The sequence below is a fragment of the Flavobacterium sp. AJR genome, assembly GCF_002156885.1.
GTDB lineage: Bacteria > Bacteroidota > Bacteroidia > Flavobacteriales > Flavobacteriaceae > Flavobacterium.
In genome coordinates, this window is sequence record NZ_NCWQ01000011.1 from 60,390 (window position 1) to 73,847 (window position 13,458).

Consider the following 13,458-nt stretch of genomic DNA (forward strand, 5'->3'; position numbering starts at 1 on the left):
GAATAGTGAATAGTCTATATTATAGTAAATACTCTAAATAAATAATATTTCCACAATATAAAAAAACTATGCGCCTTTGTTACTTAGTGCCTCAGAACCTTAGAAAAAAACCTTTGAACCTTTGCAACTTAGAACCTTAAAAAGAAAAAATGATAAAAACAGTAATTTTTGATATGGACGGCGTAATTGTAGATACAGAACCCGTACATTATTATGCCTATCACAAACAATTTGAGGAATTAAATATCGATGTAACCGATGAGGTTTATGCTTCGTTTACAGGGTTTTCGACTCGAAATACGTTTCAGAAACTAAAAGAGACTTTTGTGATAGAGCAAGAGGTGGAAGATTTGATTCAGAGAAAAAGAACTATTTTTAATGATGCTTTCGATACCAAAGAAGATTTATACTTGCTAGATGGTGTTGAGGATTTAATTAAAGATTTATATGCTAATGGGATGCAATTGATTCTGGCTTCATCGGCTTCTAAAGTTACTATTGAGCGTGTTTTTACTCGTTTTAATTTGTATCAATATTTTACAGACATTGTAAGTGGGGAAGATTTTCCTCAATCGAAGCCTAATCCGGCTATTTTTCTGCATGCAGCATCGTTGTCTAAAGCACCTAAAGAAAACTGTATTATTATCGAAGACAGTACAAATGGAGTAAAAGCTGCAAAAGGAGCAGGGATATATTGTGTGGGATATAATAGCGAGCATTCTAAAATGCAAGATTTATCTGATGCCGATATAATTATCAACCATTTTGATGAATTAAACTTTGAAAAAATAGTAAAAATTAAGTCTACCATTAGGTAATTATTAACAATTAAAACTAATTGAATTCGTAATTTTGAGGAAACAAAAAAACTATATATAAATGAAAAAAATACTTATTGCCCTAGCAATTGTTATTGCTCCATTTGTTGCCGATGCACAAATGAAAACACCTCAATCGAGTCCTAAAGCTGTTGTAAACCAAATTGTTGGTTTGACAGATCTAGAAGTGGTTTACTCTAGACCTGGTGCTAGAGGTAGAGCAGTATTTGGTAATTTGGTGCCGTTTGGTAAATTATGGAGAACGGGTGCTAACGAAAATACAGTAATATCATTTAGTGATGATGTTGTAATTGACGGTAAAACATTGAAAAAAGGTAAATATGCTATTTATACTATTCCAAAAATTGAAAGCTGGGATGTTATTTTTTACTCAAAAACGGATAACTGGGGATTACCAGAAAACTGGAATGAAGCTGATGTAGCTTTAAAAACTACAGTAAAAGAAGAGGCTTTAAACAAAGCTGTTGAAACGTTTACTATCGGAATCAATAATTTAGATCCTAATTCTGGAACTATCGATATTGCATGGGAGAATTCTTCTGTATCAGTAAAATTTGAAGTTCCTACAGATAAAATTGCTTCAGAAAGTATCAAAAGAGTATTGGCTGGACCAACATCAAATGATTATTTTAACGCTGCACAATACTTTTTTCAAACTAAAGGAGGCGATATCGCTAAAGCAAGAGAATATGTTGACAAAGCATTAGAGTTAAGCGCTGATAAACCATTCTATTTTTACAGACTTAAATCATTAATCCAAGCGAAACAAGGAGATAAAAAAGGAGCTGTTGAAACTGCTAAAGTTTCACTTGCTGCTGCTGAAGCTGCTAAAAATCAGGATTACGTAAAAATGAATAAAGACAGTATTTCTGAGTGGAGTAAATAATAATTTATTCTATCTTAATTTAAAAATCCCATTTCGGAAATATTCGAAATGGGATTTTTGTTTTGAGTGGTTAGATGCCTTTATTTATATAAAAGTTCTTGAGGATATTCTTCTATTAAATCACGTAAAATGTAATCATAATAAGCCTTTGAGTATTTAGGATTTTTCGCTTTCATGCTATCTATTTCCTGTAATGTTTTATCTCTGCCATTAAGATATAGTTTCATGATAAAATATTGTGTATACAGTAAGGAATCGTTAGGAGTACTTGTAATTTTATTTTGTATTAAATCGATATTTTTATAAATATACTTTTTCGAAAGTTCCATATCTTTCTGATTGTTTAAAGACTTAATTAAATTACTGGTAATTTCTTTTTGATATTTATCGAGTATAGTATCCTCTTGTAATAATTTTTCTAATTCATCATATTTTTTCATGTACATTAATAGGGGTAAGACTAACTCTTTGTTGTCGTTGGTAATACCTTCTTCCTTATAAACTGTATTCTCATTTAATGATTTATAACTCTTTTCGAGAAACTTTTGATTCTTTGTTTTATAATATTCAGTTAAATACTGATTTGCTATTTTAAGCGAATTAGTATCGTTTAAATTATCTTTTTTATTACACGATAATAGTATTACACAGCTTATTAAATAGATTAAATTTTTCATAGTTTATTTGTTAGTCTAAATAAATTTTTAGTCTATTTGATACTTACTTCTTTAAATTGGAAATCCTTTTGAATTGTATGAGTATTCAAATATACTTATCGTTTTTTGAAGAGAATCTAAGAAAAACTCCTGTACATTTGAAGTAGTTGACGTAGTTTTAACTATGTTATTTCTATTACCATTTAACATACTAAGAAATCGGTCATCATCAAACAATAAATCACAACCCAAAATATTTTTATACGGATTGTTCATAGTATCATATTCTTTTATTGTCGTTTGAATCACAACTTCCTGATTGTCTTTATATACATACTCTTTTTTCACAAGATTACCATTTTTAAATGTGAGAGTACCAGTTGCTTTTTCTGTTTCTGTTGAGTTAAAAACAAAGTACTTTTTAAACGAAACAGTTCCGTCTACGTTATGCGTATAAGCAGTTTTCGAGAAACCATTATCCCCAGTAAATTTTTCTGTATAACTAACTAACTTTCCATTATCATATCCAAACTCATATGTATAGTAAGCTGAAGCCTGTTTAGTAATATAATTTCCTGTATACGTAAAACTAATGTCACCACTACTAACTATTCTATTTCCGTTATATACATTTTCAGAAGAGTATGTCTCTTTATTATTTTCTTTACCAATCTCTTTTCTTAATAAAATATTCGTAGAATCATTTTCATAATCATCATCTTTAGAGCAAGAAGAGAGTATTAGTACAGAAACTAAAAATATATAAAATATCTTTTTCATTATTTTTGATATTATTATTTTTAAATTTAGAATGTTATTTTCGATAAAAATAAAACTGATCTATTCCAATAATTCAAGTTATTGCAATCAAATTAAAGTTTATGAATAAAATACATTTTAAATATTAACGATGACATAGTTCAAATATATAAATCCCAACAAATTTATTAACTAATAAACATCATGTTAATTTCACAAACAAAAATACCCGAAATTGATTTCGGGTATTTTTTATTCCATTTTATCGTGAAAATTAAATTCCTGCGATTGCTTTTATCTCATCTATAATTCTCAAAGCAAGAACATCTGCTTTTTCTTGTGACGGTGCTTCGGTATAAATACGAATAATTGGTTCTGTATTCGATTTTCTTAAATGTACCCATTCTGTAGCAAAATCAATTTTTACTCCATCAATAGTAGTAATATCTTCATTTTTATACTTCTCTGTCATTGCAACCAGAATCGCATCAACATCGATTTGTGGTGTTAATTCGATTTTGTTTTTACTCATATAATACTCCGGATATGAAGCACGCAAAGCCGAAACTGTCATTTTTTTATTTGCCAAATGTGTCAAAAACAATGCAACTCCTACCAAACTATCTCTTCCGTAATGAGATTCTGGATAAATGATTCCACCATTTCCTTCTCCTCCAATAATAGCATTGTTTTTTTTCATCAACTCTACTACATTCACTTCTCCTACAGCGCTGGCTTCATATTTTCCGCCATAAGCAACTGTAACATCTCTTAAAGCACGAGATGACGACATATTCGAAACTGTATTCCCTGGAGTTTTACTTAAAACATAATCAGCACAAGCTACAAGAGTATATTCTTCTCCAAACATTTCTCCATCTTCACAAATAAAGGCCAAACGATCTACATCTGGATCTACTACAACTCCTAAATGTGCTTTTTCTTTCACAACCAATTCGGAGATATCTGTAAGATGTTCTTTTAATGGTTCTGGGTTATGAGGAAAATGTCCGTTTGGTTCGCAGTATAATTTTACTACTTCAACTCCCATTAATTCTAATAATTTTGGGATAATAATTCCTCCAGAAGAATTCACACCATCTACAACAACTTTGAATTTTGCTGCTTTTACTGCTTCAACATCTACCAAAGGCAAATTCAAAACTTCATCGATATGAATATCCATATAAGCGTCATTAATTGTAATTTCGCCTAAACTATCTACATCTGAGAAATCGAAAGCTTCTGCTTCGGCGATTTCTAAAATCTTTGCTCCTTCTGCTCCATTAAGGAATTCTCCCTTTTCATTCAATAATTTTAATGCATTCCATTGTTTTGGATTATGTGATGCAGTAAGTATTATTCCTCCATCTGCTTTTTCTAAAGGAACAGCAACTTCTACTGTTGGTGTTGTCGAAAGACCCAGGTCTATTACATTAATTCCTAAACCTACTAGTGTATTTACAACTAAATTATGAATCATCGGACCTGAAATTCTTGCGTCACGACCAATTACAACCGTTAATTTTTCTTTTTTAATATTATTCTTAAGGAAAGTTCCATAGGCCGAAGCAAATTTTACTGCATCAACTGGTGTAAGATTGTCCCCTACTTTACCACCAATTGTTCCTCTTATCCCTGATATCGATTTTATTAAAGTCATTATATTGAGTTATGGTTATAGCTACAAATATAAAAAAGTTGCCGAGTAAGTAAGAGAATAAAAAGCCAAGATTTTAAAAAAGTAATCAAAGCATTCTGTTTTTAGACAAATGAGTTGAAAAGTTTTTATACTTTTACATGAGTAAACTTAGTGCCTTCTGTTTTTAGAACCTTCGTAACTCCAATAAAAATGAATTTCCTAGCTCATATATATCTTTCTGGCGATAATGATTTGATTAAAATCGGCAACTTTATGGCCGATGGAATTCGGGGGAAACAATTTGAAAGTTTTCCTGCTGAAGTTCAAAAGGGTATTATTTTGCATCGCGCCATAGACACTTATACCGATGCTCATCCTGTGTTTAGACAAAGTACCAAAAAACTTCATGAAAAATACCATCATTACGCTGGTGTTATTATTGATATATTTTACGATCATTTTTTAGCCAAAAACTGGAAAACTTATTCAGATGAAAATCTTAATGATTTTGTTGATAGATTTTACAATTCTTTGGCTGAAAATCATAGCATTTTAAGCGAAAAAACACAACGTATAATGCCTATTATGTTTCACGAAAACTGGCTCGTAAGTTACCAAACCATCGAGGGGATTAATCATATCCTAACTCAAATGGATCGCAGAACAAAAAACACTTCAAAAATGCAATTCGCTACAGCGGAATTAAAAGAATTTTACACCGAATTTGAAGCTGAATTCACTGATTTTTTTGAAGATTTAAAACAACACGTTAATCACAAATTACTTTCATTATGAAGAAGATTGCCTTTTTATGCTATTTTATCTCGCTTACCTCTTTTGCCCAAAACACAACTAATCAACCAACAGGATTAGTTACCAGCAAAGCAATGGTTGTTTCGGCACGAGCTGAAGCATCCAAAATTGGTTCCGACATTATGAAAAAAGGAGGAAATGCATTTGATGCGATGGTTGCTACCGAATTAGCATTGGCTGTAGCTTTTCCATACGCAGGAAACATTGGCGGAGGAGGATTTATGGTCTACCGAAAAGCAAATGGTGAAGTTGGATCTATTGATTATAGAGAAAGAGCTCCTCTGAAAGCTACCAAAGATATGTTTCTTGATAAAGACGGAAACGTTATTAAAGGAAAAAGTACTGAAACTGCTCTAGCCATTGGAATACCAGGAACTGTTGCAGGAGTTTTTGCAGTACACAAAAAATTTGGCTCCTTACCTATGTCAACAATTTTAGAACCTGTTATAGCACTAGCAGAAAGAGGTGTAATTGTGACTAAAAAACAAGAAGAGCGTTTAAACAATTACCGAGATGTAATTATAGAAAGAAACGGCAAAAATACTTTGTTAGCAACCGTATATAAAGAAAATGATACTATAAAATATTCTGCTCTTGCAGAAACTTTAAAAAGGATTCAGAAAAATGGTCGTGATGAATTTTACAAAGGAAAAACTGCTAAAATATTAGTTGATTATCTTAACAAAAGAGGTGGGATTATCTCTATGAAAGATTTAGCATCATATGAAGTAAAATGGAGAAAACCATTAACTTTTAATTACAAAGATTTAAAAATTACTTCGATGTCTCCACCTAGTAGTGGTGGAATTTGTTTGGCTCAAATACTAAAAATGATTGAACCTTATGATTTAGAAAAAATGGGACATAATTCAGCAGAAGCGATTCAAGTAATTGTAGAAGCAGAAAGAAGAGCTTATGCTGATAGAAGTTACTTTTTAGGCGATCCTGATTTTGTAAAAATCCCATTAAAAGGATTACTTTCTGATGATTATTTAAAACAAAGAATGTCTACTTTTAGTTTTGACAAAGCTACTTTGTCTTCGGATGTAAAACATGGAGAAATAAAATATAGCGAAAGTACCGAAACAACACATTATTCAATCGTAGATCAATTTGGTAATGCTGTTGCTGCAACAACGACAATTAACGATGCATACGGTTCTAAATATTACTGTGATGAACTAGGTTTTTTCCTAAATAACGAAATGGATGATTTTAGCGTAAAACCTGGAGAACCTAATATGTTTGGATTAGTAGGAAATGAAGCTAATAGTATTGCTCCTCAAAAAAGAATGCTAAGCTCTATGACTCCTACAATTGTGGAAAAAAATGGTAGTTTATATATGGTTGTTGGAACTCCTGGTGGTTCTACAATTATTACATCGGTTTTACAAACTATATTAAATGTGCATGAATACAATTTTAGTATGCAGGAAGCTGTAAATGCACCTCGTTTTCATCACCAATGGTTACCTGACAATATTAGCTTTGAACCAAAAGCTTTTAATTCGAAAACACTTGAATATTTAAAAACCAAAAATTATATCATCAACGAAAAAAATCCTCCTGTAATTGGAAAAGTAGATGCTATTTTGGTTTTACCAAACAAAAGTCTAGAAGGTGGTGCTGATTTCCGTGGAGATGATACAGCTGTTGGTTTTTAATTAAATAACATATAAAATGTCCTTTTTTTTTGAAGCTGTTAATTTCTTTCGAGAGATTAACAGCTTTAAAATTATATAGTTTGGGTTCTAAAAGCTAAATTTGCACTATTACATAACTTTTTTAAAACATAATGTTAAAAAAATACATCCGGAGATTTGAATCGATTATTGCAATGCTGCAATCTGTATTGACGCAAAAGCAATTTATATTCTTGTCCAGTGTTTTGGTTGGTATTTCATGCGCCTTTGCTGTAATTGTTTTAAAGACATTTGCTCACAGTGTATTTTCGTTTGCCACTTACATTAATGGTATTTTAAAATTAAGCTTCATCAATAGTATATTACCTATTATTGGTATTTTACTTACTGTTTTTGTTGTAAAAAGAGTTTTAGGCGGAACTATTGAAAAAGGTACTTCGCAGATATTATATACTGTTGCCAAGAAAGCGAGTATTATACCCAAAAAACAAATGTATGCCCAAATCATTACAAGCTCTCTTACTGTTGGTCTTGGTGGATCTGCAGGTTTAGAAAGTCCAATTGTGGTTACTGGAGCAGCATTTGGTTCTAATTATGCTCAAAATTATAAATTACCTTATAAAGACAGAACTTTACTTATAGGTTGCGGTGTTGCAGCTGGAATTGCAGCGGCATTTAATGCGCCAATAGCTGGGGTTCTTTTTGCTATCGAAGTTTTATTGGTCGATGTAAGTATTTCGGCATTTACCCCAATTATGATTTCGGCTGCTACTGGTGCTTTGGTTTCGGCAATTGTTTTAGACGAGAGCATCTTATTAAATTTTAAGCAACAACAAACATTCGATTATCATAACATTCCTTTCTATGCTCTTTTAGGTGTATTGACTGGTTTTATAGCTGTTTATTATGCTAGAAATTTCCAAAGAATAGAACATTATTTTGCTAAACTAAAATTAAGCCCTTATAAAAAAGCTTTATTTGGTTCTTCGATGTTAGCAGTTTTAATTTTTATCTTTCCAACATTATTTGGTGAGGGATATGAAAGTATAAAAACCTTATCCGAGAGCGATCCTGGAAAGTTATTAGACAATACCTTATTTGCAAGCTTCAGAAACAATCAATGGGTTTTACTACTTTTTGTGGGATGTACTATGATGATGAAAGTTTTTGCTTCTGGCTTAACTATTGGTAGTGGTGGTAATGGAGGAAACTTTGCTCCTTCTTTATTTTTAGGTTCTTATTTAGGGTATTTCTTTTCAAAATTTGTTACCCTAATCGGACTTTCAAAATTGCCTATTAGTAATTTTACCATGGTAGGAATGGCTGGAATATTAAGCGGATTATTTCATGCACCTCTTACAGCAATTTTCCTGATCGCAGAAATTACTGGTGGTTATAGCTTAATGATTCCTCTTATGATAGTTTCATCTATAAGTTTTGCTATTTCTAAACGTTTTGAGAAATATTCGCTTGACGTAAAAGGTTTAGCAAAAAAAGGTCATGCTTTTACCAGCAATAAAGATTCTAATATTTTATCGACTTTAGAGATTGATTCTATCATTCAAACTGACTATTTAACTGTTTCTCCAGATGAGCATCTTAGTAAGCTAGTCGATTATATATCACATTCTAATCAAGTTGTTTTCGCGGTCGTAAATAACGATGGTGAATTAGTAGGGATTGTACATTTTAATGATATTCGTGAGATTATATTTAATGTGTACCGAGTAAAATACACCTTGATAAAAGATGTTATGAAAACTCCTCCAGCAACTATCTCATCAATAGATAGCATGGAAACGGTGATGAATAAATTTGAAGCATCTAAAGTGGCATTTTTACCTGTAATAAGAAATGGGAAATATTACGGCTTCATCTCCAAATCTATAGCTTTAGAAGCTTATAGAACTAAGTTAAGATCTATGACGATAGAATAAGCTTAACATCGGATAGAATTGGAATTAGATTTATCCGATATTAAGACGTATCTTTGGGGTATTATGTTGAATATAGACTTAACATATAGAACCGAATTTCAATCAACATTTGAAAGACTCTACAAAAAAAGACAAGATTTGCAAGCCAGCAGACCGTTGCCTAACATTGCTTTGCGTAAAATTCGCGAAAGCTTATCGATAGAATGGACATACAACTCCAATGGTATCGAAGGTAATACTATGAGTTTGCGAGAAACTCAAATGGTGATTCAAGAAGGGATAACTATAAAAGGAAAATCACTTCGAGAACATTTTGAAACTCATAACCATGACAAAGCCATCGATTATTTATATTCGATTGTAAGCGATGATTACAAACTACGAAGCATAGATATTCTTTCTCTTCATGAATTGGTGTTACGCTCTATCGAAGATGATTTTGCAGGACGCATCCGTAATGGTGGTGTTCGTATTTCGGGAGCTAATTTTATGCCTCCGAATGCCAATAAAGTCTCAGATTATCTTGATGAATTAATTGATTTTATAAATACAAATCCGTTAGGCTTAAATGATATTGAGTTGGCAGCAATTTTTCATCATAAGTTTGTTTGGATTCATCCATTTTTTGATGGAAATGGACGTACCGTTCGCTTGAGCATGAATTTATTATTGATGCGTTGTGGTTTTCCCCCAGCAATCATCCTGAAAAATGATAGAAAAAAATATTACGAGGCGCTCAATCAGGCTAATAATGGTAATTATCAAAAATTGATTCTCTTGATGAGTCAAGCTCTGGAAAGAACACTTAATATTTACCTAAACGCAATGCCTGGTAACGAAACCGAGTATCAAACAATATCTGATATTGTAAGCGAGCCAAGCGCACCTTATGGTCAGGAATATGTAAGTTTATTGGCTAGAACAGGAAAAATTGATGCTTATAAAGAAGGTCGAAATTGGTATACAACCAAAGAAGCTATTGATGATTATATTTTAACCCGCAAAAGAAAACGCTAACTACTTAAGTTGGCGTTTTTTTTATCTGTGCGAGTAATGGAACGCGGATGAAACGGATTCGCTATCGCGAAAACGCGGATAAACGCGGATTTTCACAAACTTTGAATCTGTTTTATTATTCTTTTAAAAATCAGTTTTTATCCGCGTCTTTACGAAGTAAATCAGTTTTATCTGTGTACTATTTTAACGCAACGTATATTAAATCAGTATTTTTAGATGAACATTATATAACAGTAAATTAATTTTATCCGCAATCTATTTTAACACAAACTTCTATACTGTTATATCAAAAGAACAAATCAAAATGGTAACTTTGCTTTTTTGCAAAAACTATGTCGGATACAAATAATACTATTGAAGTTCTTGGCGCAAGAGTTCACAACCTAAAAAACATCGATATTTCTATTCCTCGTGAAAAACTGGTCGTAATTACTGGTTTATCTGGTTCGGGGAAATCTTCTTTGGCATTTGATACTATCTATGCCGAAGGTCAGCGTCGTTATGTCGAAACTTTTTCGGCTTACGCGAGACAGTTTTTAGGTGGTCTGGAACGTCCTGATGTTGATAAAATCGACGGACTTTCGCCTGTAATTGCTATTGAACAAAAAACAACCAGTAAGAGCCCGCGTTCTACCGTTGGGACAATTACCGAAATATATGATTTCCTTCGTTTATTATATGCCAGAGGTGCTGATGCCTATAGTTATAATACGGGCGAAAGAATGGTGAGTTATAGTGATGAGCAAATCAAAGATTTAATTATCCGAGATTTTCTGGATCAACGAATCTATGTACTTGCACCTGTTATTCGTGCCAGAAAAGGACACTATGCTGAGCTTTTCCAACAAATAGCGAAACAGGGTTTTTTAAAAGTTCGAGTAAATGGTGAAATCAGAGAAATCACCGCTGGGATGAAACTGGATCGTTATAAAACTCACGATATCGAGATTGTAATTGATAGAATTGCTGTAACAGCTGTTTCTGAAAACGAAAAACGCATAATGGAAAGCATCAATACAGCGATGCATCATGGCGAAAATGTATTGATGATTCTAGATCAAGATACTAATGAGGTACGTTATTTTAGTCGTAACTTAATGTGTCCTTCTACAGGAATATCATACCAAAATCCAGAGCCAAATTTATTTTCTTTCAACTCCCCTAAAGGAGCTTGTGTGCATTGTAACGGATTAGGAACTGTAAATGAAATCAATGTTAAAAAAATAATACCTAATCCTAAGCTATCTATAAAAGCTGGTGGATTTGTTCCGCTTGGCGAATACAAATCGTCATGGATTTTTAAACAGCTGGAAGTTATTGGAGAGAAGTTTGGTTTTAAAATTACCGATCCTATCGAAAAAATTTCTGATGAAGCCATGAATATGATTTTGCATGGTGGAAAAGATAAATTCACCGTAAACTCAAAAGATTTGGGCGTTGCTCGTGATTACAAAATAGATTTTGAAGGAATATCTAATTTCATCAAAAATCAGCATGACGAAAGTGCTTCGACTACAATAAAACGTTGGGCAAAAGACTTTATGGACGAAGTAAAATGTCCGGAATGTAATGGTTCTCGATTAAAGAAAGAAGCTTTATTTTTTAAAATAAACGAAAAGAATATCACCGAATTGTGTGATATGGATATATCTGATTTGACTGCGTGGTTCTTGGACTTAAACAGTCATTTATCAGACAAACAACTTTTAATTGCTTCTGAGGTTGTTAAGGAAATAAAAGACCGTTTGAACTTCCTTATGAATGTTGGTTTAAATTATTTGGCTTTAAGCCGAAGTTCTAAATCTCTTTCGGGTGGTGAAGCGCAACGTATTCGATTGGCAACTCAAATTGGTTCGCAATTAGTTGGTGTATTATACATTCTAGATGAGCCAAGTATTGGTTTACACCAAAGAGATAATGAAAAATTAATTCATTCTTTGGAACAATTACGTGATATCGGGAACTCGGTTATTGTTGTAGAGCATGATAAAGATATGATTGAGCGTGCCGATTATGTAATTGATATTGGTCCGAAAGCAGGAAAATATGGTGGAGAAATTATCAGCAAAGGAACTCCAGAGGAGATTCTGCAGCACCATACCATCACGGCTATGTATATGAATGGCGAAATGAAAATCGAAATTCCTGCAAAACGTCGTGAAGGAAACGGAAAGTTTTTAAAACTTACCGGAGCAACAGGAAATAACCTAAAGAATGTTTCGATTGAATTGCCTTTAGGAAAAATGATTTGTGTTACGGGAGTTTCAGGAAGTGGAAAATCGACGTTGATAAACGAAACGCTCTACCCTATTCTTAACGCTTATTATTTTAATGGTGTGAAAAAACCACAACCTTATAAAAAGATCGAAGGTTTGGAACATATTGATAAAGTTATCGATATTGACCAAAGTCCGATTGGGCGAACTCCTCGTTCGAATCCTGCAACATATACAGAGGTTTTTACTGAAATAAGAAATCTGTTTACGATGACTTCCGAAAGTATGATTCGTGGGTATAAAGCAGGTCGTTTTAGTTTTAATGTAAAAGGCGGTCGTTGCGAAACTTGTGAAGGTTCGGGTGTGAGAACTATCGAAATGAATTTCTTACCTGATGTTTATGTAGAATGTGAAACTTGCCAAGGAAAACGTTTTAACAGAGAAACTCTTGAGATACGTTATAAAGGAAAATCAATATCAGATGTTCTGAATATGACGGTTGATGAAGCTGTTCCTTTTTTTGAAAACATTCCGAAGATTTACAGAAAAGTAAAAACTATACAGGATGTTGGTTTAGGTTATATTACGCTTGGGCAGCAAAGTACAACGCTTTCGGGTGGTGAGGCACAACGTATTAAACTTGCTGGGGAATTATCTAAAAAAGATACCGGAAATACGTTTTATATTCTTGATGAACCTACAACAGGATTACATTTTGAAGATATTCGGGTTCTTATGGATGTAATTAATAAACTGGTTGACAAAGGAAATACGATCTTGATTATCGAGCATAATATGGATGTAATAAAACTTGCCGATTATATTATAGATATTGGTCCTGAAGGTGGAAAAGGTGGCGGACAGCTTATTGCGAAAGGAACTCCTGAAGAAATAATTAAAAATAAGAAAAGTTATACAGCGCAGTTTTTGAAAAAAGAATTATCTTAGTATATTGCGCCCCGCTTTAGGGTAAAATAAAATTGATAAAGTATAGACTAGCCCAGATGGGAACGGTATCCTTTTTATTTTTTCTTTAAAAATAAAAAGATA

Annotated in this window: 10 protein-coding genes; 7 read left to right on the top strand and 3 right to left on the bottom strand. The window is 32.6% G+C overall.

Annotation, left to right across the window (positions count from 1 at the left end; translation table 11 throughout):
• Positions 1-149 precede the first annotated feature (149 nt).
• Positions 150-818: an HAD family phosphatase gene (locus B8T70_RS04530; protein WP_039115367.1), complete on the top strand. Its 669-nt coding sequence runs from the start codon at positions 150-152 to the stop codon at positions 816-818.
• A gap of 61 nt (positions 819-879) precedes the next feature.
• Positions 880-1,725 carry a DUF2911 domain-containing protein gene (locus B8T70_RS04535; RefSeq protein ID WP_086894072.1) on the top strand — a complete coding sequence of 282 codons (846 nt, stop codon included), beginning with the start codon at positions 880-882 and terminating at the stop codon, positions 1,723-1,725.
• 80 nt (positions 1,726-1,805) lie between these two features.
• Here the strand turns inward: B8T70_RS04535 and B8T70_RS04540 are convergent, their stop codons facing one another.
• From B8T70_RS04540 to glmM, 3 genes are all read right to left on the bottom strand, one after another.
• A complete protein-coding gene (locus tag B8T70_RS04540) occupies positions 1,806-2,402 on the bottom strand; it encodes a hypothetical protein (protein WP_086894073.1) in 597 nt (198 codons plus the stop codon).
• A gap of 51 nt (positions 2,403-2,453) precedes the next feature.
• Complete coding sequence (locus B8T70_RS04545) at positions 2,454-3,161, bottom strand: hypothetical protein (protein ID WP_086894074.1); 708 nt, start codon at positions 3,159-3,161, stop codon at positions 2,454-2,456.
• 253 nt (positions 3,162-3,414) lie between these two features.
• Positions 3,415-4,803 (bottom strand): phosphoglucosamine mutase, encoded by a 1,389-nt coding sequence (gene glmM / locus B8T70_RS04550; RefSeq protein ID WP_086894075.1) that lies wholly within the window; start codon positions 4,801-4,803, stop codon positions 3,415-3,417.
• Positions 4,804-4,992: 189 nt separating this feature from the next.
• On the opposite strand from glmM, the gene B8T70_RS04555 reads away from it, so the two are divergent.
• The 5 genes from B8T70_RS04555 to uvrA all read left to right on the top strand — a co-directional run bounded on the left by B8T70_RS04555 (position 4,993) and on the right by uvrA (position 13,356).
• The gene (locus tag B8T70_RS04555) at positions 4,993-5,577 is read left to right on the top strand and encodes an ACP phosphodiesterase (protein ID WP_086894076.1); all 585 of its coding nucleotides are present in this window, start codon (positions 4,993-4,995) and stop codon (positions 5,575-5,577) included.
• Complete coding sequence (gene ggt / locus B8T70_RS04560; RefSeq protein WP_086894077.1) at positions 5,574-7,259, top strand: gamma-glutamyltransferase; 1,686 nt, start codon at positions 5,574-5,576, stop codon at positions 7,257-7,259. Before B8T70_RS04555 ends, ggt begins: the two co-directional genes overlap by 4 nt.
• Before the next feature lie 131 nt (positions 7,260-7,390).
• Positions 7,391-9,175, top strand: coding sequence for a chloride channel protein (locus tag B8T70_RS04565; protein WP_086894078.1), 1,785 nt, complete (start codon positions 7,391-7,393; stop codon positions 9,173-9,175).
• 63 nt (positions 9,176-9,238) lie between these two features.
• On the top strand, positions 9,239-10,192 hold the full coding sequence (locus B8T70_RS04570; RefSeq protein ID WP_086894079.1) for a Fic family protein: 954 nt from the start codon (positions 9,239-9,241) through the stop codon (positions 10,190-10,192).
• A 332-nt stretch (positions 10,193-10,524) separates the two neighbouring features.
• A complete protein-coding gene (uvrA, locus tag B8T70_RS04575; protein ID WP_086894080.1) occupies positions 10,525-13,356 on the top strand; it encodes an excinuclease ABC subunit UvrA in 2,832 nt (943 codons plus the stop codon).
• Positions 13,357-13,458: the final 102 nt, after the last annotated feature.

Excerpts from the sequence above, each read along its gene's own strand:
- B8T70_RS04570 (WP_086894079.1), top strand. The coding sequence starts at position 9,239 with ATGTTGAATATAGACTTAACATATAGAACCGAATTTCAATCAACATTT.
- B8T70_RS04540 (WP_086894073.1), bottom strand. The coding sequence starts at position 2,402 with ATGAAAAATTTAATCTATTTAATAAGCTGTGTAATACTATTATCGTGT.
- uvrA (WP_086894080.1), top strand. The coding sequence starts at position 10,525 with ATGTCGGATACAAATAATACTATTGAAGTTCTTGGCGCAAGAGTTCAC.
- ggt (WP_086894077.1), top strand. The coding sequence starts at position 5,574 with ATGAAGAAGATTGCCTTTTTATGCTATTTTATCTCGCTTACCTCTTTT.
- glmM (WP_086894075.1), bottom strand. The coding sequence starts at position 4,803 with ATGACTTTAATAAAATCGATATCAGGGATAAGAGGAACAATTGGTGGT.
- B8T70_RS04535 (WP_086894072.1), top strand. The coding sequence starts at position 880 with ATGAAAAAAATACTTATTGCCCTAGCAATTGTTATTGCTCCATTTGTT.
- B8T70_RS04545 (WP_086894074.1), bottom strand. The coding sequence starts at position 3,161 with ATGAAAAAGATATTTTATATATTTTTAGTTTCTGTACTAATACTCTCT.
- B8T70_RS04565 (WP_086894078.1), top strand. The coding sequence starts at position 7,391 with ATGTTAAAAAAATACATCCGGAGATTTGAATCGATTATTGCAATGCTG.
- B8T70_RS04555 (WP_086894076.1), top strand. The coding sequence starts at position 4,993 with ATGAATTTCCTAGCTCATATATATCTTTCTGGCGATAATGATTTGATT.
- B8T70_RS04530 (WP_039115367.1), top strand. The coding sequence starts at position 150 with ATGATAAAAACAGTAATTTTTGATATGGACGGCGTAATTGTAGATACA.